A 24,712-nucleotide genomic window follows, 5' to 3' on the forward strand; every position below is an offset into this window, starting at 1 on the left:
ATCGAGCAATTAAATCAACAGCGCAAAGTATCCTAATAAAAAGCCTCGATGAATCGAGGCTTTTTTGTATTAAAGATTATGCTTTAAACGGTATTGGACGAGTTCTTCTATGCTAATCACTGTCAAGCCATGTGTTTGCGCATACGCTAACACTTGAATACCTGATGCCATAGAACCATCTGGGTTGGTTAGCTCACATAGCACACCTGCAGGTTTTAAGCCTGCCAAACGAGCTAAATCAATTGTCCCCTCGGTATGACCTCGACGGGTTAGTACACCGCCATCACGAGCACGTAAGGGGAATACATGACCTGGACGATGAAGATCACTTGCAACAGCACCATCCTTAGTTGCAGCAAAAACCGTTGTTACACGATCTTTTGCTGATACACCTGTCGTAACGCCTTGTGCTGCCTCAATCGTGACGGTAAATGCAGTTTTGAATTGGCTAGAGTTATCTATGACCATAGGTGGGAGTTCTAAATGGTCAGCTAATTGTTCAGTCAAACATAAACACACAATACCAGAACCATCACGAATCATTTGTGCCATTGTTTCGACGGTTAATGTTTCAGCAGCAATAATAAGATCAGCTTCATTTTCCCGATCAAAATCGTCCATGACCAATACAGGTTTGCCTTGGCGAATATCATCTAAAGCTTGTTGAATACGAAGTTCAGCTGGTGAGAGTGCTGAAAAGAAAAGTTCAGGTTGAATTAAACTAGACATATGAAACGCTCGCGTAATTGGGTTACGGTTGAACATTTCAGGACTGATGCAAAATAAGCGGACACCAAAACAAACCAAAGTAAGTTTCGGTGATTTCGTCTTCTTTCATCCGGACTATACCGTCGGCTTTGGTTTTTCACCAAATCTGCTTGTATATAAAAATATACAGGCTCGTGGGCTGATTAGGTCTTTGATGAGCAAAGCCTAACTTACCACCGGTGGGGAATTTCACCCCGCCCTGAAGCGATGTGATTTGATTATATCGAGTTTCTATATTCTGAAAATAGTTTTTTATAGAATGAACCGTTCTATTTAAACCAGAAGATTAACTAAGAAATCATTCACATTTTTCAATAATTCTAAGTGCTAGTATTCTTTTTGAATTACGCATACACTCCAAACATAGAACAATAAAAATGGAGATCAATAAAATGGATATTAAGAATAATATCGAGTTGGAAAACTTGGCTCAGCAACTTCACCGACCTGTGATGAGCTTAAAAGATTTTAGTTTAGTCTCGCAGCAAGATTTGGCTTGATTGAATCAGCAATTAAAACAAACGATCGAACAAGAGAATAAAAAATTAATCAAAGTCTCTTTAAAGTTCCATTTTTTCTAAGACCTTTATTTAAAAACTATCAACGATAGGGGCTGGTCATGACAAGATTAGCTGTTGAAGCTGAAATTATAAAACTGGCGCATATTTTGGGTGTTTCACAAACACAGCTCAATTTTTTAAAACCTTTGGCTCCAGAGAGCCTACGTCAGTTTCGCTTTGGAATAATAGAACAATTACAAGATCAACAAAAAAACAGATTTCGCTCTCTTGCTGTATGGGTAAATTGGTTACCAAGTTGGTTAAACGTATTTATCGTAAAACGCTTTTTATCGCCATTGATTGTTGCTCAAATTGCATCGCATCTTTCTACAGAAAATTTATATCAAATCGCTAAACATTTAACACCCAAAATGCTTGCCGATATTGCAGTTTATCTTGACCCTCGTTTAGCCAGAGAATTATTGATGTTGTTAACGACGCATCAAATAAAAGATATCGCTCGTATTTTACTTGAGCAACGTGATTTTGTGACGATGGGACGTTTTGTTGGCATGTTGGCGGACGATGTTTTTCGAGATATCGCCGAAATGATTGAAAAGGAGAGCGATTTACTCGAAATCGTCTTTTATATTGAATCAAGAGAACGTATTGATCATTTAGTGCATGTCTTGCCGAAAGAGCGGATACAAAAAACGTTATTAATTATTTGTGATTCTTCTCAACGCCTCATATGGCCAAAACTCTTGGCACTTATGACGCATATTGGTTATAGCTTGAAACAAGAGCTGGGAGATTTGGCTGTTCAGCAAGGAGAAGGTGTAATTAATGCGATCATTCAAGCTACGCAGGAAGATGGGCTATGGGAAGATATGCTGCCTGTGGTCGCTTGTTTGTCGAATCACGCACAGAATTTTGTAGCCAATTTACCAGCCTTGAGACAGGTTGAAATTATTCAAAGTATCGTAGCCGCAGCAGATCAGTGTAATTTATGGACTGATATGCTTGTAGTTGTTACGTTTATGCAAGATGAAGCGAGAGAAGCTGTTGCTGAGGCAATATCTCAGATTGATGAGGAGGTCTTTCATCATATCGCTTATGCATCTTTATTAAGATCACAATGGGATGTCACTTTTGACATTATTCGCCGTATGCCAATTGCAAAGCAAAAGCTATGTCAGAGCATTTTGAATGGCTACATGCAGCAGCTCGATGAAGAAACCTATCAATATCTAGATCATTTATTAGATCAATATGGTATTGGATTGAATTCGATCACTGAGCAGTGATAATCAGGCAGAGGGGAGCGTATCTCGGATAGGAACCAAAGTTTTTAATGCATGCTCATACCCACGTTCAACCAATTCATCAAGCCGATGCCAGTCAAACATTCCAATCCCATCTATGGGCATGCGTATATGTAAATTAGCGCGCTCTATTGCTGCTGCTTGAATCATTGTGTCACTAGCAAGTGTCGCTGTACGCATCAAGATTTCTGCAAGACGTGGAGCTCTTAATAATTTATCTTTAATAATTTTATTCCAGTTCAATAAAGCACTTTGATCAGGTTCATTCAATCCAATGCCTGGAACACGAATGTCATCATGTGAACTTACATTACTGGCAATAATCGCACCACGTTCCAAATTTTTCATAACATCCGTAGGTAAATTATTAATCACACCTCCATCGCATAATAAATTTTCATGCCACGCCACAGGTGGAGCAACGCCAGGAACACTCATGCTGGTTCCTACCCAAGTCGCAAGTTCACCTTGATCATGAATAACTGCTTCATCTGTAGAAAGATTTGTAGAAATACAGTAGAAGGTTTGCTTCAATTCCTCGATCCGACGATGCCCCAAAATAGCCTGCAAACGTGCATGAAAGCGTTGCCCACGAATCAATGAAACTTTAGGCATGGTGTAGTCATTGAGGTAGTTTCGAGCCACAAATGTTTCATTTCTACACTATCGAAGCCACAAGCGACTAAAGCAGAAATGAAGGCTCCCATGCTGGTTCCGCCAACAATATCAATTGGAATATGCAGTTGCTCTAATGCTCGTATCAACCCAATATGAGCAAAACCACGTGCGCCGCCCCCGCCTAAAACGAGCCCTAAGCCTTGGCTAGTAATTTGTCTCGCGATTGCACGGATATTTGTTTCAGACCACGGGTGAATAAAATAATGTGCTTGAGCACAATATAATTTCTTCCATTGCAGAGTGTAAGGTGAGGGATCACCTTCAGAGCGTAATAACACCAGTTCAATTGGATTTTGCCAATCATATTGATTTAAGACATCAACTAAGGGGCTGTGAATCGGAGATTGATTTGCTTCCGCTAAAATTAAGATTCGGTCTGCTTGGTGCAGACAGCGCTTTGCCGATTCATCATCAGGTCGATCTGCAGCATATAATACATAACAATGCTTTTCTTCAAGAATAGCTAGCCATTGCCTTAACTTTAGATCTTCTGAACTGTAGTCTAATTTTGTTTGACTAAATCCTTCTCCAAATAAGGCATCGACATGGGCTGCAGTTACGACTCTTACATTGGGCCAACGTTTTAAATGCTCAGTCAATTGTTCTGCAAGATGAATTGCTGGAATCTGCATTGAGATCGGGATGATTGAAAGTGTTCTGCTATGGCTCATTGCGTGAATATGCTGCAATTCAGGCTGAGAACGGGCTATGATCATTTGAGATACAGCAAATAAAACTTGAGGGTGTTTTTGTAGAAACTCAGTAAACTGCTGTTGGGGAATCTCTATAAGACAAGTATCTCGAGTTGCGATTACACGACCATGATGAGGTTGGTTGGAAATAACACCCATTTCACCAACGATTTCGTGACGACCTAGGTAAGTAGATAAATTGGTTCTTGTTGTTAATTTGACTCGTCAATGAGCAATAATATAAACATGAAGCGGGAGATCATCTAAATCATAGAGTTGATGACCCGTTTGTAAATGCTTTACAGAGCAGAACTGAGCTAGATCTATTAAAGATTCAGGTTCTAATTCATGGAATAATTTTACTTTACTGAGTGTTTTTATAATATCCATATGCTTTCATTCAATTTATCTTTATTGTCTATTTATTTAATGAATCTGAACAATATTTTGCAAGTGAGGTTCAGTAAAACCTATCAATAGTTTGACGCATTTTTGTATTTATTTGGACATATCAGAAAATATACCCATAAAAAAAGCCAGTACATGATGACTGGCTTTTTTGGGAATCTTGTGTTTTATATTAGGCAATCTGTACAGGAATGCAGTTCGCTGTATGATTTACAGTGTTGTCTGGATTCGCATACACTAAGCGTGGCTTATGAAGATCAGCTTCTACTTCAGTAAAATCACCAAATGTCGCAATAATGACTAAATCACCAACATCAGCTTGATGAGCAGCACCACCGTTCACAGAGATAATGCCTGAATCATCTTCACCGCGAATTGCGTAAGTTGTAAAGCGTTTACCGTTAGTTACGTTCCATACGTGGATTTCTTCGTATTCACGAATCCCTGCTAAGTCCATTAATACACCATCAATTGCACAAGAACCTTCGTAATGAAGTTCTGCATGTGTCACAACTGCACGGTGAATTTTACATTTTAATAAACGAGATAGCATGGCTAGCGTCTCCTGAGTAAGACCTAAGATGAATATCTTATGGTTGACTTGTCACATTTCCGCAGGGTGTAGGCGGTTTGATGCGCATTTTGCGCTTAAAAACACAATATGGCAAGCGTGATTGTTCAACAATTCAGTTTAAGTTTAAGCGGGTTTGTAAGCATTAATTTGATTCATCGCTTGTGAAACTTGTCCATCAACAAGCATTTTCACTTTTGAAAGCGCATGATCAATTGCTGCATCCATTAAATCTTGTTCACTGCTAGGAGCTTTGCCAAGCACATGACCAGAAACACGTTCTTTGGAACCAGGATGTCCAATTCCTATACGTAAACGATGGAAGTTAGGACCGATATGCGGAACAATATCACGAAGACCATTATGTCCACCGTGTCCGCCACCTGTTTTTAAACGAATTATGCCAGGATCCATATCCAGTTCATCATGGGCGATTAAGATCGCTTCTGGTGTGACTTGATAAAATTTGGCAAATGGCACAACACTTTGACCTGAACGGTTCATAAATGTTGTTGGTAAGAGTAAGCGTACGTCATGACCTTCAATTTGACCACGACCAGTGAACCCATGAAACTTTGGTTCTGCTTTTAAAGAGATACCATAACGATCAGCAAGTTGTTCAACGAACCAAAAGCCTGCATTATGGCGGGTTTGGGCATATTCCTTACCAGGATTACCCAAACCAACAATTAGCGAAATATTTGACACTAATTTACGCCTTTAACACTTATGCGCGTTTGAAGTCAGCGTGCATAGGAGTGTTTTTAGCTGGGTGACGTTGTAACGCTTGGATTTTAACGTTTTCAACTTTATCACCGATCTTGATTTCGATCACTTCTTCGAAAAATTCGTTGCTTTCTAAAGCTTTAACGATTTCACGAAGTTCTAAAGTGATTGTTACAGGCTCAGCGCTACCACCGTAGATGATTGCTGGAATTTGTGAAGCATGACGAAGGCGGCGGCTCGCACCTTTCCCTTGTAGTGCAGCTTCACGTGCTTGAGCGTTTAATACGAAGTTTGCCATGGGCATATCCTCATTGAGATTATGAAACTAAACTTGCGACCAGTTTAGTGATAGAAAAACCCTAGCTAAGCTAGGGTTTAAGAAAAAAGCTGGGTTATTATAGATAACTATCGAACATAGCGCTAATAGATTCTTCGTTGTTAATACGACGAATTGTTTCAGCAACCATGCTAGCTACAGATACTTGGCGAATTTTACCTAAGTTCAAAGCTTCATCAGAAAGAGGAATCGTGTCGGTAACAACAAGTTCATCAATAACAGAATTACGAAGATTATCAATCGCTTTGCCAGATAAAACAGGGTGAGTTGCATAAGCAATAACACGGCGAGCACCAAATTGTTTAAGTGCATCGGCAGCTTTGCAAAGCGTACCTGCTGTATCTACCATGTCATCAACAATGACACAGTCACGATCTTTTACGTCACCAATCAAATGCATCACTTGTGATTCATTTGCTTTTTGACGACGTTTATCGATGATAGCTAAATCAATATCACCTAATTGTTTTGCAACAGCACGTGCACGAACAACACCACCAACGTCAGGTGAAACCACCATAAGGTTGTCATGTTGTTGTTGACGTAGGTCTGCCAATAACGCTGGCGTTCCGTAGATGTTGTCAACAGGAATATCAAAGAAACCTTGAATTTGGTCTGCGTGTAAGTCGATCATTACCACACGGTCGATCCCAACAGTTGTCAACATATCTGCTACAACTTTAGCCGTAATCGGTACACGTGCTGAACGTGGACGACGATCTTGGCGAGCATAGCCAAAATAAGGAATAACTGCAGTAATACGACCAGCACTTGCACGACGCAAAGCATCTGCCATTACCAAGATTTCCATAAGGTTATCATTGGTTGGTGCGCAAGTAGATTGAACGATAAAAACGTCTTTACCACGAACATTTTCAGTAATTTCAACTGAAATTTCACCATCAGAAAACTTGCTTACAGAAGCAGCACCGAGTGGAATATGTAAATGGCTTACGACTTTTTGGGCGAACTGTGGATGAGCACTTCCACTAAAAACGACAAGATTGGGCATGAAGCACCCTTGGCGGTTGGCTTATAATGAATTTGGATGGCAGGGGCGGCTGGATTCGAACCAACGGATGGCGAGATCAAAACCCGCTGCCTTACCACTTGGCGACGCCCCTAATGCGGCAGAACTTTAATCGTTTTGCATGATAATGTCAATATGATTGAACAGGTATCAATATAAAACAAGTCTGTCTAAAGATATGGCAGGGGCGGCTGGATTCGAACCAACGGATGGCGAGATCAAAACCCGCTGCCTTACCACTTGGCGACGCCCCTAAATTTGATGATATGTAATGGCAGGGGCGGCTGGATTCGAACCAACGGATGGCGAGATCAAAACCCGCTGCCTTACCACTTGGCGACGCCCCTATTACATACATCTACAGGTGAAAATTGGCAGGGGCGGCTGGATTCGAACCAACGGATGGCGAGATCAAAACCCGCTGCCTTACCACTTGGCGACGCCCCTAACGTGTAACTTTGAAATGTCTTAAAGGTGATTCTGCTAAACTGTTGACCAAGTAAGCTTTACAAGGTGCGTTTTGCAAAATCATCTTTGTATCCATTTCACTGGTTACTTCAGTAAAAACACAAGCACCTGTACCTGTAAGCTTTGCTAGACCAAATTGATCTAAATATTGCATTGCTTCTTCAACTTCAGGGTATAACTGTCGAGCCAAAGGTTCAAAGTTATTTCCAAAGCTAGAAGGTTCTAACTGATAGGCGCAAAATTTAGTGATCTTAGAGTCTCTTGTCAATGTTTTTTGTGAAAATAACAATTGAGTGCTGATAAAACAATCAGGTTTTAAAATAATGAATTGTTTTTGATCTAAGTCTATGAATGATAAATGTTCACCTATGCCTTCTGCCCATGCATTTCGACCATAAATGAAGACAGGAACATCTGCACCAAGTTGCACACCATATTCAGCTAACTGTGTTTCATTTAAGCCGCATTCCCAAAGTTGATTGAGCACAATCAGTGTGGTTGCAGCATTGGATGATCCACCACCAAGACCAGCACCCATAGGAATATTTTTCTCTATCAAAATTTTTAGTCCACACGGTTTTTTTGCATGTGGGCGTAATAATTGTGCTGCACGATAGATGAGATTTTGTTCAAGTTGAACTTCAGCAATACCTTCAATCTGGATTATTTCTTCAGACAAATTTTCAAAAGTCATCCAATCATATAGGTCAATTAATTGAAAAATCGTCTGTAATTCATGGTAACCGTTCGCTCGACGACCAGTAATATGCAGAAATAAATTTAATTTTGCAGGTGAAGGTACTCTAATCATAGATTAATTTAATCAATTATCGATTTTGAATCACCATTGTAATACGGTTTTCTTTATCTTCCGCAAGTGGTTGTTTAAGTAATAATTTATTTGGCAGCATTTGTGCGTCGTTATAACTAAAATCAACTGTCCAACCATCTTCAATGAGTTGCTTTAATCTATTATTTTCATCTTTTATGATTTGCGCATTTTGAGTCGCAGGTTTGGCTTGTACCCAATACGTCAAGTGCATAATTGGTGCTTGCCATCCTGTAGCTTTTTCAAGTAATTCTTCAGGTGTGGTCGCTGAAATAAGTCCAGTTTTTGCACTATTTAGTGTGACTTCACCAGGTTTACCTTGAATTTGTGTTTTTCCAACACCTAGGATTCCAGTTAATTCAATATCAAATTCATCTTGTTGCTGTGCCCATGTAAAGAATGCACTGCCAGATTGCTGCGGTGTGCGAACCCCAATTTTGCCTTGTAAGTTAAAATTATTTTCATCTTGAAATTGCGGTGTCACGATTGGTTTTTGGGGTTGAGTTAAGCTTTGACAACCACTAAGTAATAAAACACTTGAACTACAAATCGCAATGCATAGTTTTGACAATGAGCGCATGAATTTAACTCTTTTTTACTGTGACAGGTAAGATTAAGCCATCAAGTTGTTGTAATTGTGGGGCATTTACATGTTTTTGTTTTAATTGATGTAACACATCACTAAATTGAGTGAGAGCACCTTGCATATACAATGCTTTGGCATATCGAATTCCAATATTTACATTCTGGCTAATTTCATACGCTTGCCCAAGGACTTTGACTGCGGTATCAAAATCATTTTGTAAAAATGCGATATAACCTAGTGTATCTAAAATTGAAGCTTGTTCTGGTGCAAATTCTAGTGCGAGTTCCGCATATTTTCGTGCCTCTTTTAAGCGACGATTTTGTAAAGCAAGGGTATAGGCGTATGCATTAAGATAGGTTGGGCTGTTTGGCTCAATTACCAATAATTGTTTTAGAGTCTTATCTAATTTATCTCGATCAGTGAAAGGATCAAGCAGAAGTACTTCTGCATAAATGAGTTCAGGATCATCTGGCAAATTCTTTATTGCTTCATCCAGTAATGCTAAAGCCGCTTTTTTATTATTCATTTTCTTTAAAATATCAGCTTGTGCTTGATATAAGAAACTTGCATGTTGAGGATAATTCACACGCTCTTGGGTTAAGAAGCGTAGTGCATCATTCAATTGTTCTTGTTTTTCAAAAATAGCAATCATATTGCGTCTAGACACGATATATAAACTGCCGTCTACTAATCGATAATATGCCTTTGCTGTTTCATAATGCTGTTTGCGTTGAGCATTGATTGCTAAGTAGTAATAGGCTTCATTTTGATATTTGCTTGAATTACGCAAATCGACTAAGTACTGTTCTGCTTTTTCATATTGTTTCAAATCAATACTGGTTAAGCCTGCAATGAACAGTGCTTCTTCAGCATTTGGATGATCTTTTATAACATCTTCAAGTTTTTCTAATGCTGTTTGTTGATCATTGATCTGAATGTAATAACGTGCTTCCGCTAAACGAATATCGAGATTTTCTTTATTCTTGCGGCTTGCTTTAGCAAACCATTTTTGGGTTGCTTCATCATCTTGTAAAGCCATTAGCAGGTTGGCTTTCATTAAAATAAAACTAGTCGACTTAGACCGTTTACGCAATGCACGATTAATATTCTTAAGCGCTTGCTCATACAAACCATCTTGCGCTTCTAGACCTGCGATCAAAGCCAATATCGAAGGATTGTCTTTTTCTGTGCTGGCACGTAAAGCATTCAATAAGATTTCGCGATCTTGAGCATTCTCAGGAGCAATTCCAGCCAAAATTTGTTCTAGATCAGAAGTAGGATCAATATTAAGAATTTTATCTAAGGTTTTTGCCGCAAGTTCATATTCATGCGTTTTTAATGCAATATGTGATAAGTAAAATAATGCTGGAACATCTTTAGGCTCTTGTTCAACCCAGTGCGTTGCAATATTTAATGCCGCTTGTAGATCATTGTATTCAAGAGCAACATCTAATGCGCGTTGCTTAATAGTTGTAGAGTTACTACGAATGGCAAGAACGGTGTAATTGTGTAATGCGGTTGCAATATCATCATAAGCAAGGGAAAATTCAGCAATCATGCTCTGTTGTAGTGCATTCTCAAAACTTTTGTCTGCATACATATCGTGTATTGCTTGTGCAGAGACATAAGAGCTCATGCTACCTAACAACAAGATTGTGGTAGAATACCGTCGAATCGTCTTGCCGCTAAAGTTATTACGGCGATATAGCTGACGCAATTTTTATTGATCCAAAGTAATGCTTTTTATGACACCGATGTTGCACAATAACATAAATTTAGCGAAATGATGATCTGATATGTCTTTCTTTGCATTGGGTGTCAACCATCAAACAGCTTCTGTTGAACTACGTGAGCAAATCGCTTTCAATGCAGAGCGGTTAGCTGTGCTATTGCAGGAGCAACGTCAACATCCTTCATTGAAAGATATGGTGGTTGTGTCTACATGCAACCGCACAGAAGTTTATGCCATGACAGAAGACGCGGATAGCGTCTTAAACTGGCTCGCCCAAGTGAATAATATTGATGTAAAACAATTAACTCATCATGTTTATCGTTACGAAAACGCTCAAGCTGTTACACATTTAATGCGTGTTGCCAGTGGTTTGGATTCGCTGATGTTAGGCGAACCACAAATTTTGGGACAGGTAAAAAGTGCTCTTGCCCTATCAAAAAATGCTGAAACAGTATCACCAGAATTGAATAGTGTTTTTGAATATGCTTTCTACGCAGCAAAGCGTGTACGCTCAGAAACATCAGTCGGTAGCCATGCCGTATCAATGGGTTATGCCGTTGCGCAACTAGCATCACAAGTATTTAGCCACCCAGAGAAAATAACGGTAATGATTGTTGCTGCGGGTGAAATGAATACTTTAGTTGCCAAGCACCTCGCTGAAATGGGCGTGGCTAAAATGTTAATTTGTAATCGCAGTCGTGAACGAGCAGATCTTCTTGCTCAAGAAATTGCCCATCAAGTCGATGTTGAAATTATTCCTTTCAATGAGTTAGCACAAAATTTATATCGAGCAGATGTTGTTTCAAGTTGTACAGGAAGTTTGCATCAAGTGATCGGATATGCAGATGTTAAATCAGCATTGAAGAAACGGCGTTATCAACAAATGTTGATGGTGGATTTAGCTGTTCCACGTGATATTGATCCAAAGGTTGAGTCACTAGATAACGTTTATTTATATGGCGTAGATGATTTACAAAGTGTGATAGATGAAAATCTAGCACAGCGTCGTCAAGCTGCTGTTGAAGCTGAAGTAATGGTAAATCAATTAGCGACACAATTGATTACTCAGCAAAAAGTTAAAGAGGCGGGCGGAACGATACAAGCCTACCGCCAACATAGCGAAGAAATGAGTCAAATTGAATTAGAACATGCCATGGATGCATTACAACATGGACATCCGCCTGAGCAAGTTCTGCAAGAGTTTGCTCATCGTTTGACGCAAAAATTGATGCATCCGACCTCCATTTTATTGCGTGAGGCGGCTAAAGCTGAGAGTCCTGATTATTTTGAATGGCTACAGCAGCATCTTCATGAAGTATTTGAGCATGAGCGCAAGCCAAAACAATAAAAAATTAGGATAGTAAGCGTAAGCTAATTTGCTTAGTTAATTCATTCAATTGCTGACGTAAGTTGCGTGATTCAATCAGTGTAATCGGTGATTTAAGTTTTAATCTTAAATATTTTTCCTGTAAACCTAGAGCATATTCCTTTGCTAATTTATCTGCAATTTCAGGTGCTTGAGTTAATGATTGAATATTGGTGCGTTGCATAATATCAGCAATCTCATGGCTAAAATTGCTACATGCACCGAGTACATAATAAGTTGCTAACTCTTGATCATCAGGTAGATCATCAAACACGATATTTAGTACGGCTAAAATCTTGGCCAACAATTCTGTTTGATCAATCACCGCACGTAATTCTTCAAAATGAATATAAAGAAAGGGATGATGCATTAAAATAGCGATCGCAAAATCTTCATCTTTGGTTTGGATGTTAAAAGAAAGCGAAGCATCATGACTAATTTGTGGGGTAAAGCGTTTACCCAAGCCAAGTTTTTCACGGAAAGATTGGGTGAGCAAATAACGAAAAGAACCATGTTTGGGTAATAACTCCGTTAATTCTCGTAGTTCTCCCATGACTAAACTTTTACCTTCAGGTGTGCTGACATCATGTTGCCCTGTTAAATGGGCAAATACAAAGTCAGACAACAGTGGTGATTGTTGAAGTAGCCTTTGGAAGTTTTCTAAACCTTCTCGACGAATCAAAGAGTCAGGATCATGCTCATTGGGTAATACAAAAAACTTTAATTCACGCCCATCATTAAGAAGTGGTAATGCGATTTCTAATGTACGACGTGCTGCTTTTTGACCCGCAGCATCACCATCGAAAGCGATGGTGATTCGCGAATTTTGCTTAAATAATGTGGTTAAGTGATCTGCATTACTTGCTGTTCCAAGTGTGGCAACAGCACCATTAATGCCGTATTGCTGCAAGGCGATGACATCCATATAGCCTTCAACCATCAACCAATCATTGGCTTTAAGTTTACGGCCCTCATATAAACCATAAAGTAACTGGTTCTTGTGAAAAACTTCTGAATCAGGTGAGTTGATGTATTTGGGTTTAATTTCATCATTTAATGCACGACCACCAAAACCGACCACACGTCCTTTGTGATCACGAATGGGGAAGATCACACGCTCTCGTAACAAATCAAAATCACGCCCACTATCACTAGAGCGAATTAAGCCAAGTTGCTTTAAGCCTTCAATATCTTGAGGGAAAGCTTTTTCTAAATGCTGCCAGTCTTCAGGCGCGTAACCTAAACGCCAAAATTGAATTGTTTGTGGTGACAAGCCGCGCTGCCTAAAATAATTCTGAGCTTTTTGACTATTAGGTAGCTGACGCTCATAAAATTGAGCAACATTTTCAAGAAGATCATATAAATTGCCTTCTTGTACATTTTCTTCAAATGCGAAAGACGGATCAAACTGCGCAAAGGGATCATCTATGAAACGATCCATATCTACAAAGTGCCCATCAGCATAGTCATCAGCAGCAGGAGGCGGAGTTGTATGACTCTCTTGTGCTACAGTTGGTGCTGTTTTTATAATAGTCTGAGAACTACGTTTGTAGGATAGTTTTTTATTATCTTGGTTATCCTTGGGTAAATCGATACCTGTTTTATTAGATAGTTCCTTCATTACATCAACAAAGTTACGACCATCAATATCCATTAAAAAACGAATAGCATTCCCATTTGCCTGGCAACCGAAGCAGTGATAGTACTGTTTATCACGGTAAACGTGGAATGAGGGGGACTTTTCTTGATGGAAGGGACAACAGCCAGAATAGGTACGCCCAGTCTTTTTTAACTTCACACGTTGACCAATCAAATCGACAATGTCGGTTCGATCTAAAATCTGATCAATCGTATGTTGTGGAATCGCCATGTGCATTTAACCATTCAGGTAGAAAGTGAAATATTTTGCCGAGCAAAATGTCAGAAATTATTGTTGCATAAAATAAAAAACAGGCAAGGAGAGTCTTGCCTGTTTGATGTATCAGATGATTGCAAATTAGTTTGCAGCATCGTCCTCTGATGAGTTTGTTACTTCTGGTTTATCTAAAAGCCCAAAGCTAAGACGATTTGTCCAACTAGGCTTATTATTTTCAGCTGGTGCTTCTGGTGTGACAACGGCTTCAGGTTGAGAGGTTGACTCTGTTTCAGATTTATCAAGTAAACCAAAACTTAGGCGGTTGGTTAGGCTGCGCTGTTGAGCTTCAGATTTAACTTCTTCTTCTTTCACTTCAACTGTTTTAGATTCACGACCTAACAAGCCCAAAGTAGCACGATTTACCCAACTACCTTCTTTGCGAGCAGCGCGTAGATTTACTTCACCGTTTGATTTCACAAGGTTTGGATAATTGAGTTTTAGAATTTCGATATACTGTTGTGCAGTCGAATTGTCGCCAAGCTTTTGATAGCTGTAGGCAAGTGTCGCTAAAGCTTCAGGTGTTTGAGGTGTTTGAGGATAATGCTCAATCACCCATTGTGCGCGCTCAGCTGCAGCCAACCATGCTTTACGTTGGATATTAAAACGTGCCGCATTCATTTCACTTTCAGCCAATTCTTGACCAATAAATTTCATGCGTTGAGCTGCATCAACAGAATATTTACTGCTTGGAAAACGGCGAATTAAATCCACAAAATTCTGGTATGCAACTTTTACATAGCTCACATCACGATGTGACTGTTGTAAAGAGGTGTAACGAATTAAGCTATCGTAGTTCATTTCCATGTTCGCTACGCCACGAACATAATAAGCATAATCAACATTTGGATGCTGTGGATTTAGACGGATAAAACGCTCTGCAAGCGCAATCGTGCCTTCATAATCTTTCTGTTTGAATTTTGCATAGAGAAGTTCAAGTTGAGCTTGTTGCGTGTAGCGTCCTGTTGGATAGTAGGTATCTAACGCTTCAAGAGATTTAACCGCATCAGTGTATTGATTGCGATCAAGAGACTTTTGTGCTTTTTCGAAATAAACTTGCTCACTTGATTGTGGTCCTTTATCAACCACTTCTTTTTTACTTGGATTGCTGCTACAGCCCACAAATGCAGACGCTACACCTAAAGAAAGTGCAAGCATCGTAATTTTATAACGTGGTAGCGACATAAAAACTCCTCTGTTATTCTGGGCAATGAGCTACAATGGTTCTATTAAACCATTTTTGTACCGATCATCAAATGACTTCAGCACAATCTTCCAATTCAAACTTCTCTGAAACAGATTTCTTACTCGAAGATTCTGTGGATGCAGATAATCATAATTCTGACTCAACTGCAACACGTTTATCGTTGCAAATACAACTCGATGAAGAGTATCTCGGTCAGCGTATCGACCAAGTCGCGGCTATGGTATGGAGCGAATTTTCGCGAGAAAAACTTAAACAGTGGATGAAAGATGGTCATCTGTTGGTAAATGGTAACATCGTAAAACCGAAGTATCGTTGTGAAGGTAATGAACTTCTAACCTTAGAAGTTGAGTTAGAAGCACAAACGACAAGCCAGCCTGAAAATATACCACTCAATGTCGTCTATGAAGATGATGATATTATCGTGATCAATAAAGAAGTAGGGATGGTCGTTCATCCAGGTGCTGGTAATCCATCGGGAACATTGGTCAATGCATTACTTTATCATGCGCCAAAACTTGCAGAACTTTCTCGAGCTGGTTTAGTTCATCGTATTGATAAAGATACCAGTGGTTTATTGGTTGTTGCCAAAAATCTAGAAGCTCAATTTTCGCTAAGTAAACAACTCGCTAAAAAAACAGTCTATCGTGTATATGATCTAGTGGTTTATGGAAACATTATCGCTGGTGGAACGATTGATGAGCCGATTAAAAGACATCCAGTCGATCGCGTGAAAATGGCGATCCTACCTGGTGGTCGAGAAGCGGTAACTCACTATAACGTGAAAGAACGATTTAGAGATTTTACTCGCGTTCAAGCGCAACTAGAAACAGGACGTACTCATCAGATCCGCGTGCATTTTAGCTATCTAGGATATGGTTTAGTCGGTGATCCAGTCTATGTAAATCGTGTGCGTTTACCTGCTGGTGCTTCTGAAACATTGATTGATATGTTGCGTAGCTTTAAACGTCAAGCCTTGCATGCAGCAAAACTTGGTCTCGTTCATCCTCGCACTGGTGAAGAAATGATGTTTGAAGCTCCGTGGCCTGAAGACTTTAAGCAATTAGTTGAAGTATTGCGCACTGAAAATAAGGCTTATTAAACGATCTTTGGAATAAAATATGGAATTTGTACAAGGTTTGCCTAAAGGTGTTTACGTCGGTCAAACGTGTATTGAGCATCCTCAAGCGATTGCAACGCCAAATCAAAATCTAAAAGGTTTTAATTTAGCATTGCATGTTAATGATGAAGCACAGCGAGTTCAGCAACATCGCATGATTTTGCTTCATCAACTATCAAATTATGGTGTTGATAAGATTACATGGATGACACAAACGCACAGCACGATTTGTCTAACTATCAATGAACAAATTCCATTTAATGCCCCTGAAGGCGATGGCTTAGTCACACAGCGTGCAGGACATGCACTCATGATGATGACAGCGGATTGTTTACCAGTTGTTTTAGGAAATGCTGAGGGTACAGAGGTTGCTAATCTACATGCAGGCTGGAGAGGTTTGGCGAATGGTATCATTGAAAATACCGTCGCTCAGATGCAATCACAGCCAGAATGGGCGTGGTTAGGAGCTGCGATTAGTCAACCTTGCTTTGAGGTCGGGGCAGAGGTGAAAGCTGCATTCTGTGAAAAATATACTGAACTGGAATTTGCATTTATCTCAGGACAGACTGAGGGTAAATATTTAGCTGATTTATATGCAATCGCTCGATTTATTTTAAATCGCTTAGGTGTGCAGAATGTTTTGGGTGGCAATCAATGTTCATTCCAACAAACAACAGATTATTTTTCTTATCGTCGAGATTCTAAAACAGGACGTATGGCAACATTTGTGTTTATGCAATAATTTTAATTCAATAAGCAGTTGATTCGCTTAGTTGTGATGAAAAATGTTAAACTTGATTCAATTCATTGGTTTTTAAATTTTCCATGTCTTTCATTGATCAAGAAACTCCTAAAGTTCAAGTTTGTGTAATTTTTCATAGTCCTTATGGACATACTGCAAAAGTTGCTCAACATATTGCTCAAGGTGCGGAACAGGGAGGGGCAGAAGTGCATCTCATTTCTGTTGCTGCTCCACAGTGGGATTTAATCGATCAAGCTGATGTGATCGTAATGGGTTGCCCAACTTATATGGGTAGTCTGACTTCTGCGCTCAAGCAATTCATGGAAGACTCGTCTAAGCGATGGCTGGCGCGAACTTGGCAAGGCAAAATAGCTGCGGGCTTTACCAATGGTGGTGGATTAAGCGGTGATAAATTGGCGGTGTTGCAACAGATCAATCTGTTTGCGATGCAGCATGGCATGTTATGGGCGGGTTTACCGTTTATGCCAACAGGACGAAGTCCATCAGATATTAACCGTATGTCCAGTTTTTTAGGTTTAATGACTCAGTCAGATAATGCAAGCGTCGAAGTAACGCCACCAGAAGGTGATTTAGAAACCGCACGTAAATTTGGCAAATATTTAGCAGAATTACGATTAAAACAGATCAACATCTGATACCTATAAAAAAACCTCCAATATCCTTGGAGGTTTTTTTTATTATTTATGCAACATACGTGCTTTATCACGCTGCCAATCACGGTCTTTTTCCGTAGCACGTTTGTCATGTAATTGCTTACCTTTGACCAACGCAATTTCGAGCTTAACCAAGTGACCTTTCCAATAGCAGGCTAAAGGAACACATGAATAACCTTTTTGGTTCACAGCACCTAGTAACTTTTCTAGTTCACGACGAGATAATAATAACTTTCGTGTACGTGTCGATTCAGGTACGACATGGGTTGATGCAGACAATAAAGGCTGAATCTGTGAACCAAATAAAAAGGCTTCACCATTTTTAAAAATGACATAACTTTCAGACAAGGTCATACGTCCAGCACGTAAGGATTTTACTTCCCAACCCTGAAGTGACATGCCTGCTTCAAATTTTTCTTCGATAAAGTAATCGTGACGCGCTCTTTTATTCTGAGCAATCGTGCCACCATTATGTTTTTTTACAACTGTTGCTTGCGCCATAATTCAAACTTCCACAATTGCATCTATTGTGCCGTAAAACGTAACCTTTTTCCATTGTTTAGGAATTTCGCGTTTATTGCGAACTTTTGTTAAAATACATGCCTTATCTCATTCACTTAGAGTACAACGCATGTCTAAAACACGTGTGATTTATCCAGGGACCTTTGATCCGATTACCAATGGACATGTTGATTTAGTTGCAAGAGCATCAAAAATGTTTGATGAAGTAGTTGTTGCAATTGCAATTGGTCATCATAAAAATCCTGTGTTTAGTTTAGAAGAGCGTGTTGAGTTAGCCAAAGCATCATTAAGTCATTTAACCAATGTTGAGTTTGTAGGATTTGATGGCTTGTTGGTTAACTTTTTCCGTGAACAACGTGCTACAGCTGTACTTCGTGGTCTAAGAGCGATTTCTGACTTTGAATATGAATTCCAATTAGCCAATATGAATCGTCAGCTTGATCCTCATTTTGAGTCTGTATTTCTAACGCCTTCAGAGCAATACTCGTTTATTTCATCGACATTAGTTCGTGAAATCGCTCGTTTAAAGGGTGATGTAACCAAGTTCGTGCCTGCTGTCGTCGTTGAGGCATTTGAGCGTAAACATCAACAAGGTTGGTAGCGTGTCTTTATATATAACAGATGAATGCATCAATTGTGATGTCTGTGAGCCTGTATGTCCCAATGAAGCAATTTATATGGGGGAATCAATCTATGAGATTGATCCTGCGCTTTGTACTGAGTGCGTGGGTCATCATGACAAACCGCAGTGCCAACTATTTTGTCCAGTTGATTGTATTCCTCTTGATCCCAATCATGTTGAGTCACAAGACCAACTGATGGAAAAATATAAAAAATTGACAGCGCAAAAAAATACAAGCAATTAACTTTGAACTTTGATAATATGCGCCTCGAAGTGGGCTGGACGGTCGCTGCTGTGGAGGTCTCCGTGACTGAAGCAGGGGAGGAAAGTCCGGGCTTCATAGGGCAGGGTGCCAGGTAACGCCTGGGCGGCGAAAGCCGACGGCAAGTGCAGCAGAGAGTAGACCGCCTCATTCGTGAGGTAAGGGTGAAAGGGTGCGGTAAGAGCGCACCGCGTGTCTGGTAACAGTTCACGGCAAGGTAAACCCCACCAGAAGCAAGACCAAATAGGAATCCTGAGGTACGGCCCGTACTGGATTCGGGTAGGTCGCTTGAGCGTATGAGTGATTGTACGCCTAGAGGAATGATCGTCCTCGACAGAACCCGGCTTATAGGCCCACTTCTAAGTTTTTTTGAAAATTGTGCTTGACGTGTGTAGCGAAAGTTAAGATAATGCGCCCACAGTTTTCGGCTATGTAGCTCAGTTGGTTAGAGCACCGCACTCATAATGCGGGGGTCACAAGTTCAAGTCTCGTCATAGCCACCATTTTATAGACCACGCTCCTGCGTGGTCTCTTTTTGTCTATTGTTTTTATAATTTTTTAAATACCTTTTTAACAAACTAATTTTACAGTTTAGTTAAGTCTTTAAATTTTTATGAAATTGCCGAAAAATGATCAAATGTGATTTAAAAGAATAAAAACTGTTCATATGTTCCGTATTTTCAACGTCATAGGCTTGACCGTTTAAGCGGAACACTAGATAATGCGCACACAGTTTACGGCTATGTAGCTCAGTTGGTTAGAGCACCGCACTCATAATGCGGGGGTCACAAGTTCAAGTCTCGTCATAGCCACCATTTTAAAAACCACGCTCCTGCGTGGTTTCTTTTTATCTATAGTTCTTTTCTACTCAGCGCTGACTTGAGCTAGATTAGAGATGTTTTTCGATAACTTGTAGGGTCTGAGGGTTGTCGTAGAAAGGTTTTAAAACCATGTGAATAATGGGTTCTAACACATTATGTTCATCTAAGGCTTTAACAACTTTTGGATAAAAACGAACTGCCTCATTGCGTAGATCGCTTTCTTCCAAGCCAATAGCTATGAAAACATCTTGTAGGCTTTCATCTTTATAAAAATCATAGAAAACTTTAACGCCATAGAGAATCAGATCTTGCAAAAATGAAGACTGGCGTAATTCTTTCCAATACTCATAGATCATCACAAAGAACTCTTCTACATCTAGAGGAGTGACTTGCTTAGTGTATTCAGAGAGTGGTTTAGATTTATTATCGTCCCATATATTGCGTGCCAAACTTTCTAGATCATCATTTGATAATAGACTCAAATCAACAAGTTGTTCTTGAATAAAGCGTGCAATACTTTCTTCTATTTTTTGCTCAATACGTTGTTGTTGGCGATAGGAAAAAGTTTTTAATTTCTGCTGCCATTCATATTTACTATCTTGAGCTTTTTCTTCATCAGCTGTAGCAAATAGTTTGGGTAATTTATTTTGTAGTGTAGAGGTTGCTATATATAAGCAGAGCTGCTCAATGGATGGGCTTTCTTTTAGAAATTTATTCAAATATTGTCGAATATTATCTAATTCTAAGATTTTAGATAGCCACATTTCAAATTGATGATCTGAGAATACATCTTGGAGTTGTGCTGAGGATTGCAGGGAAAAAACATGAAGACGTTGGGCAATTTCTCCAATGAATTCTAATAGTCCAGCACCTAATTGCATTTCAAAAGCATAGCGTTTAACTACAGCTTGAATTTGATCAAGCTCTACAACTTCTTTCAGTTTTATATTCGGAGCATGTTGTAAAAAAAGCTGAATAAACTGTTGGAAAAACTCGGGTGAGAGTTGTGTCGTGAGTTGGTTTTTATAAAAGGCCACTTGCTCAAGCATAAGTGCTTGAGCAAGTAATTGTGACTTTTCAGAAACAATTTTTTCAGTCATTCGTTGTCCATCCGTTGACGATAGGGTAACGTCGTTCACGGCTAAAAGCACGTGAGCTGATGCGTGGTCCGATTGCACCTTGACGACGTTTGTATTCGTTGCGATCAACCAATCGAATCACTTTTTCTACCACTTCAGCATCAAATCCTCTCGCAATAATATCTGCTTGGCTTTGATCTTCTTCGATGTATGCATAAAGTATCGCATCAAGTACATCGTAAGCTGGTAAAGAGTCTTGGTCAGTTTGATCAGGGCGTAACTCGGCAGAAGGGGGGCGGCTGATCACACGCTCTGGAATTACAGGGGTTTCACTTAAAGTATTACGATATTTTGCTAATTCAAATACGATGGTTTTGTAGACATCTTTCAATACAGAAAAACCACCAACCATATCGCCATAAAGGGTGCAGTAACCAACTGATATTTCAGATTTGTTACCAGTCGATAATACGAGATTACCAAACTTATTAGATAAGCCCATCAATAGCGTACCGCGAGTACGTGCTTGTAAGTTTTCTTCGGTTGCATCAGCTGGTGTGTTTCCAAAGAATGGATAAAGCGTTTGCATAAAGCTATTTACAATAGGATGGATCTCAGCGATACCAAAAGTTACGCCCATACGACGAGCTTGCTCGGTCGCATCTTCCACACTCATTTGTGACGTGTATGTATATGGCATCATCACTGCTTGAACTTTATCTGCACCGATCGCATCCACTGCGATTGCAAGTGTTAATGCAGAATCAATACCACCAGATAAACCTAAAATGACACCTGGGAAGCCTGAACGTTGAACGTAATCACGAGTTGCCATTACGAGTGCTTGATAAATTTCAGCAAAGGTCTCAAGTGCAGGAGCTGATTCAGTTTTTTTGAATTCTTTTTGCTCTGCATCATATTCAACAAAATAAATTGATTCTTGGAAACTTGGAGCTTGTAGTGCGATTTCTCCATTTTTGTTGGTTACAAAACTTGAACCATCAAAAATTAGATCATCTTGACCACCTACTTGGTTAACATAAACTAGATTGAGATTTAACTGTTTAGCTAACTCATTTAAAGTTTGGATACGATGTTGCGGTTTACCTACTTCGTAAGGTGAAGCATTAAGAACTAATGCTGTTTCTACATTGAGCTGGCTTAATTGCTTAACAGTATTCAGTGACCAAACATCTTCACAAATAAGTACACCAAATTTATGACCTAAATATTCAAAAATTAGATGCTGATGACCTTCTTGGAAGTAGCGTTTTTCATCAAAAACACCATAATTTGGCAAGTTATGCTTATTATAAATCCCTAAAACTTGTCCATCTTTCATCACGGCTGCTGAGTTATAGCGGTAGCCATCTTCGGTTTGATGAACAAAACCAAATACCATGACGATATCTTTGACTTCACTTAATTGTGCAAATGCTTTCTGAGTGCGTTTGCTTAAATTAGGTCGAATCAATAAATCTTCAGCTGGATATCCGATTGTTGATAATTCTGGAAAGATGATTAAATCAGCTTGCTGCTGTTTTGCTAAATTTGCTTGCTCAACCATCTTTTGAGTATTTGCGTCAATATTGCCAATATGCGGAGAGAACTGGGCAAGGGCAATTTTAAAATTTTTCATTCAAACTTAATCCTGAGTCTTAACATGTGTTGATATACAAGTTCTTGATTTGTGTAAGTATAATTTTAAAGAACGTTGTATATCATAGCGCCAAACATTCTATATCTTAAAGAAAAATGACAAGGTGTCTAATATATACTAATTGCACATTTTTCTGCGTAAAAATAACAAGTTTTTCTGTTTTAAAGAGCAACATTTTTAAATGGTTGCGTAGTGATGGTGCATGACTATGAATAAACTTAGTATTGTCATTTATTCTTTTTTTTCGTGTCACTTTCGCATACCGAAATGACAGTTCAATGACATGAATAGAAACACTCTTTTTTCGATTATTTCGGTAATGGGATAAAAAATACAAAAAATTAGAGTTTTCGTAAAATTTAAATCTATCAAAAACATAATTTTATTGAAATGATTCTTTTTTGACCGTTCGTCGGGAATTCTTTTGCTACACTTGAGTGTACAAATGTGCACTGCTATTATCCTAATTAATGTGAACATCTGTACACTAGATGTAACAGTAAAAATATGCATTTCGCATATAAGAAGAGGAAATAGAAATGTCAGTACTTTTAGTTTTAGTTGTTGCGTCTTGTTCTGCTATCGCAGTAGGTCGTGTGGGAACTATCTTGTTAAACCAAGATGATAAATAAATAGTTTTATAAATAATGGTCTGTTAAGAGAGGTAATGATTATGTCAGTTGTATTTTTTCCAGTAATTGCGTTTGGTTTAGCTGTTGTAGTTGGTCGTATTGGTACTTTAATGTTCCAAGAGCAAGTACAAGAGTCAGAGTAAGTTTGATTAATTAAACTTTTGATGAGAGGTAATAAGTTATGGTGATTCCAACAATCTTATATCCAGTAATTGCTTTTGGATTGGCAATTGGTGTGGGACGTATCGGTACAATTGTTAAAGATGCGATGCGTGTAGATTTTACGACTGAAATGGATGATAGTCATGAACTTAGCTCAGAGAGCAGTAAAAACACAGCAGCATAGAATTGCTAATGATGTTTCAAGCTGAAAAGCCCTGTAAATAAACGACAGGGCTTTTTTTATTTCTGAAGAATAATATTTGGAACTTTTTTTAGAAAAATATCACGTGCGATGTCACCTTGCTGTTCAATGTTATATTCATTGAATTTCTTTCCAACTATAAATTGATACCGGTAAGGGTTGTATTGTTTAAAACTTAGATAATAACCAAGTTGCAATATTGCACCTTTTACAATCACATTTGTGTTTTGCTGAAACTGCAGAATATGTGCAAGTTCATGAATGAAGAGACTTTGCAATCCGATTGAACATTTTGAGTAATCTTTACTAAAATATTTTTGATGAACGTACAGGTTGCCATTTGGCGCTATAAATATGTTTTCAGGTTGCCAAGGTAGATAGGGGATATTGAAAATTTTTACTTCTGAATAATGAATAAGTTCGCCAAATACAGATTGAGCAATCGCAATTTCACCATTAGTTAAGCCACGATATTCAAATTCTTGTATGTTGAGGAAGGAAATCAGTTCAGAGATCAGTCGAGATCTTAACCATTCAATACGATGCTTTAGAAGTTTGTTCATTTGAGTTCTATAATTGTATTTGATTAAAAATATGACCTCAATTCAAATAAAAAAAGCCCCAGTTAAAACTGAGGCTTTACAACAACGAGAATGACAACTGCAAATAAAATCACTGTTGGCATTTCATTAAAGAAGCGCCAAAACTTATGAGATTTATAATGTGCATTCCCGATGAGTTTCTTTCGGTAATAGCCACATACAAGATGGTAAATGACTAGGAGTCCGACTAAAGCCACTTTAAGATAAAACCATAAGGCTTCATGATAATGGCGAGTGGCATCACCCCAATCCACAAGGAAATGGGCAGTCACAAGCGTGGCAATCATTGATGGCCACATGATGCCACGATATAACTTACGTTCCATTACTTCAAAGCGTTGATGACTTACAGCATCCTCACTCATCGCATGATAAACATAAAGCCGTGGTAGATAGAACAACGCAGCGAACCAACACACCACAGCAATAATATGTAATGCTTTTACCCACAAGAAAGCATCAGAAGGTGCATCCATCGAT

24 protein-coding genes, 6 tRNA genes, 1 other RNA gene, 2 pseudogenes and 1 riboswitch are annotated in these 24,712 nt (G+C 39.0%); of the genes and pseudogenes, 12 read left to right on the top strand and 21 right to left on the bottom strand.

The window, feature by feature from the left end:
* Positions 1–69: 69 nt before the first annotated feature.
* Complete coding sequence (gene ribB / locus IRT38_RS07180) at positions 70–729, bottom strand: 3,4-dihydroxy-2-butanone-4-phosphate synthase (RefSeq protein ID WP_112986577.1); 660 nt, start codon at positions 727–729, stop codon at positions 70–72.
* Between the two features lie 93 nt (positions 730–822).
* A riboswitch (FMN riboswitch) is annotated at positions 823–978 on the bottom strand.
* Positions 979–1,160: 182 nt separating this feature from the next.
* On the opposite strand from ribB, the pseudogene IRT38_RS07185 reads away from it, so the two are divergent.
* Together IRT38_RS07185 and IRT38_RS07190 are read left to right on the top strand one after the other, a co-directional pair.
* Positions 1,161–1,378: pseudogene (locus IRT38_RS07185) on the top strand (hypothetical protein).
* A 9-nt stretch (positions 1,379–1,387) separates the two neighbouring features.
* Positions 1,388–2,575, top strand: a complete 1,188-nt coding sequence (locus IRT38_RS07190) for a hypothetical protein (protein ID WP_194597319.1) — start codon at positions 1,388–1,390, stop codon at positions 2,573–2,575.
* Positions 2,576–2,578: 3 nt separating this feature from the next.
* Here IRT38_RS07190 and IRT38_RS07195 read toward each other — a convergent pair.
* The 13 genes and pseudogenes from IRT38_RS07195 to IRT38_RS07250 all read right to left on the bottom strand — a co-directional run bounded on the left by IRT38_RS07195 (position 2,579) and on the right by IRT38_RS07250 (position 10,635).
* Positions 2,579–4,122: pseudogene (locus IRT38_RS07195) on the bottom strand (patatin-like phospholipase family protein).
* 66 nt (positions 4,123–4,188) lie between these two features.
* A complete protein-coding gene (locus IRT38_RS17710; protein WP_328705985.1) occupies positions 4,189–4,353 on the bottom strand; it encodes a hypothetical protein in 165 nt (54 codons plus the stop codon).
* A gap of 190 nt (positions 4,354–4,543) precedes the next feature.
* Entirely contained in the window at positions 4,544–4,924 is a 381-nt protein-coding gene (gene panD / locus IRT38_RS07200) for an aspartate 1-decarboxylase (protein ID WP_004914001.1), read from the bottom strand.
* Between the two features lie 144 nt (positions 4,925–5,068).
* The gene (gene pth, locus IRT38_RS07205) at positions 5,069–5,650 is read right to left on the bottom strand and encodes an aminoacyl-tRNA hydrolase (RefSeq protein ID WP_004913999.1); all 582 of its coding nucleotides are present in this window, start codon (positions 5,648–5,650) and stop codon (positions 5,069–5,071) included.
* Between the two features lie 19 nt (positions 5,651–5,669).
* Positions 5,670–5,966, bottom strand: a complete 297-nt coding sequence (gene rplY, locus IRT38_RS07210; protein ID WP_004913998.1) for a 50S ribosomal protein L25 — start codon at positions 5,964–5,966, stop codon at positions 5,670–5,672.
* Positions 5,967–6,063: 97 nt separating this feature from the next.
* Positions 6,064–7,017, bottom strand: a complete 954-nt coding sequence (locus tag IRT38_RS07215; RefSeq protein ID WP_004913997.1) for a ribose-phosphate pyrophosphokinase — start codon at positions 7,015–7,017, stop codon at positions 6,064–6,066.
* Positions 7,018–7,054: 37 nt separating this feature from the next.
* Positions 7,055–7,129, bottom strand: a tRNA-Gln gene (locus tag IRT38_RS07220).
* Between the two features lie 85 nt (positions 7,130–7,214).
* Positions 7,215–7,289 (bottom strand) — tRNA-Gln (locus IRT38_RS07225).
* An 18-nt stretch (positions 7,290–7,307) separates the two neighbouring features.
* A tRNA-Gln gene (locus IRT38_RS07230) sits at positions 7,308–7,382 on the bottom strand.
* 25 nt (positions 7,383–7,407) lie between these two features.
* Positions 7,408–7,482 (bottom strand) — tRNA-Gln (locus IRT38_RS07235).
* The gene (gene ispE, locus IRT38_RS07240; protein ID WP_194597320.1) at positions 7,481–8,314 is read right to left on the bottom strand and encodes a 4-(cytidine 5'-diphospho)-2-C-methyl-D-erythritol kinase; all 834 of its coding nucleotides are present in this window, start codon (positions 8,312–8,314) and stop codon (positions 7,481–7,483) included. The genes IRT38_RS07235 and ispE overlap by 2 nt, the downstream gene beginning before the upstream one ends.
* Before the next feature lie 16 nt (positions 8,315–8,330).
* Positions 8,331–8,912 carry a lipoprotein insertase outer membrane protein LolB gene (gene lolB, locus IRT38_RS07245; protein ID WP_194597321.1) on the bottom strand — a complete coding sequence of 194 codons (582 nt, stop codon included), beginning with the start codon at positions 8,910–8,912 and terminating at the stop codon, positions 8,331–8,333.
* A 4-nt stretch (positions 8,913–8,916) separates the two neighbouring features.
* Entirely contained in the window at positions 8,917–10,635 is a 1,719-nt protein-coding gene (locus tag IRT38_RS07250) for a tetratricopeptide repeat protein (RefSeq protein WP_194597322.1), read from the bottom strand.
* A 79-nt stretch (positions 10,636–10,714) separates the two neighbouring features.
* On the opposite strand from IRT38_RS07250, the gene hemA reads away from it, so the two are divergent.
* Entirely contained in the window at positions 10,715–11,998 is a 1,284-nt protein-coding gene (gene hemA / locus IRT38_RS07255) for a glutamyl-tRNA reductase (protein ID WP_004960107.1), read from the top strand.
* Positions 11,999–12,002: 4 nt separating this feature from the next.
* On the opposite strand, the gene IRT38_RS07260 is transcribed toward hemA, so the two are convergent.
* Both IRT38_RS07260 and IRT38_RS07265 read right to left on the bottom strand, forming a co-directional pair.
* A complete protein-coding gene (locus tag IRT38_RS07260; protein WP_194597323.1) occupies positions 12,003–13,886 on the bottom strand; it encodes a DNA primase in 1,884 nt (627 codons plus the stop codon).
* 126 nt (positions 13,887–14,012) lie between these two features.
* The gene (locus tag IRT38_RS07265) at positions 14,013–15,113 is read right to left on the bottom strand and encodes an outer membrane protein assembly factor BamD (RefSeq protein WP_194597324.1); all 1,101 of its coding nucleotides are present in this window, start codon (positions 15,111–15,113) and stop codon (positions 14,013–14,015) included.
* A gap of 71 nt (positions 15,114–15,184) precedes the next feature.
* Between IRT38_RS07265 and rluD the strand changes: the two genes are divergently transcribed.
* The 3 genes from rluD to IRT38_RS07280 all read left to right on the top strand — a co-directional run bounded on the left by rluD (position 15,185) and on the right by IRT38_RS07280 (position 17,650).
* Positions 15,185–16,234 (top strand): 23S rRNA pseudouridine(1911/1915/1917) synthase RluD, encoded by a 1,050-nt coding sequence (rluD, locus tag IRT38_RS07270; RefSeq protein ID WP_026057388.1) that lies wholly within the window; start codon positions 15,185–15,187, stop codon positions 16,232–16,234.
* A 19-nt stretch (positions 16,235–16,253) separates the two neighbouring features.
* On the top strand, positions 16,254–16,994 hold the full coding sequence (gene pgeF / locus IRT38_RS07275) for a peptidoglycan editing factor PgeF (protein WP_194597325.1): 741 nt from the start codon (positions 16,254–16,256) through the stop codon (positions 16,992–16,994).
* 83 nt (positions 16,995–17,077) lie between these two features.
* Positions 17,078–17,650 (top strand): flavodoxin family protein, encoded by a 573-nt coding sequence (locus IRT38_RS07280; RefSeq protein ID WP_004913972.1) that lies wholly within the window; start codon positions 17,078–17,080, stop codon positions 17,648–17,650.
* Positions 17,651–17,692: 42 nt separating this feature from the next.
* Here the strand turns inward: IRT38_RS07280 and smpB are convergent, their stop codons facing one another.
* A complete protein-coding gene (smpB, locus tag IRT38_RS07285; RefSeq protein ID WP_004663490.1) occupies positions 17,693–18,169 on the bottom strand; it encodes an SsrA-binding protein SmpB in 477 nt (158 codons plus the stop codon).
* 130 nt (positions 18,170–18,299) lie between these two features.
* Between smpB and coaD the strand changes: the two genes are divergently transcribed.
* The 5 genes from coaD to IRT38_RS07310 all read left to right on the top strand — a co-directional run bounded on the left by coaD (position 18,300) and on the right by IRT38_RS07310 (position 19,889).
* The gene (coaD, locus tag IRT38_RS07290) at positions 18,300–18,791 is read left to right on the top strand and encodes a pantetheine-phosphate adenylyltransferase (RefSeq protein WP_099948220.1); all 492 of its coding nucleotides are present in this window, start codon (positions 18,300–18,302) and stop codon (positions 18,789–18,791) included.
* Between the two features lies 1 nt (position 18,792).
* The gene (locus tag IRT38_RS07295; protein ID WP_004913970.1) at positions 18,793–19,056 is read left to right on the top strand and encodes a YfhL family 4Fe-4S dicluster ferredoxin; all 264 of its coding nucleotides are present in this window, start codon (positions 18,793–18,795) and stop codon (positions 19,054–19,056) included.
* Positions 19,057–19,082: 26 nt separating this feature from the next.
* An RNA gene (rnpB, locus tag IRT38_RS07300) (RNase P RNA component class A) lies at positions 19,083–19,438 on the top strand.
* 62 nt (positions 19,439–19,500) lie between these two features.
* Positions 19,501–19,577, top strand: a tRNA-Met gene (locus IRT38_RS07305).
* Between the two features lie 235 nt (positions 19,578–19,812).
* Positions 19,813–19,889 (top strand) — tRNA-Met (locus IRT38_RS07310).
* A 74-nt stretch (positions 19,890–19,963) separates the two neighbouring features.
* On the opposite strand, the gene IRT38_RS07315 is transcribed toward IRT38_RS07310, so the two are convergent.
* Together IRT38_RS07315 and IRT38_RS07320 are read right to left on the bottom strand one after the other, a co-directional pair.
* On the bottom strand, positions 19,964–20,995 hold the full coding sequence (locus IRT38_RS07315) for a hypothetical protein (protein ID WP_112987589.1): 1,032 nt from the start codon (positions 20,993–20,995) through the stop codon (positions 19,964–19,966).
* Complete coding sequence (locus IRT38_RS07320; RefSeq protein WP_151958361.1) at positions 20,988–22,613, bottom strand: NAD+ synthase; 1,626 nt, start codon at positions 22,611–22,613, stop codon at positions 20,988–20,990. Before IRT38_RS07320 ends, IRT38_RS07315 begins: the two co-directional genes overlap by 8 nt.
* 834 nt (positions 22,614–23,447) lie before the next feature.
* On the opposite strand from IRT38_RS07320, the gene IRT38_RS07325 reads away from it, so the two are divergent.
* Positions 23,448–23,612, top strand: a complete 165-nt coding sequence (locus tag IRT38_RS07325; protein ID WP_004913964.1) for a hypothetical protein — start codon at positions 23,448–23,450, stop codon at positions 23,610–23,612.
* Positions 23,613–23,668: 56 nt separating this feature from the next.
* Here the strand turns inward: IRT38_RS07325 and IRT38_RS07330 are convergent, their stop codons facing one another.
* Both IRT38_RS07330 and IRT38_RS07335 read right to left on the bottom strand, forming a co-directional pair.
* Entirely contained in the window at positions 23,669–24,193 is a 525-nt protein-coding gene (locus tag IRT38_RS07330; protein ID WP_194597326.1) for a hypothetical protein, read from the bottom strand.
* A gap of 62 nt (positions 24,194–24,255) precedes the next feature.
* Complete coding sequence (locus tag IRT38_RS07335; protein ID WP_004952667.1) at positions 24,256–24,708, bottom strand: CopD family protein; 453 nt, start codon at positions 24,706–24,708, stop codon at positions 24,256–24,258.
* Between the last annotated feature and the right edge of the window lie 4 nt (positions 24,709–24,712).

This window comes from Acinetobacter sp. SK-43, assembly GCF_015351505.1.
GTDB classification, from domain to species: Bacteria; Pseudomonadota; Gammaproteobacteria; order Pseudomonadales; family Moraxellaceae; genus Acinetobacter; species Acinetobacter junii.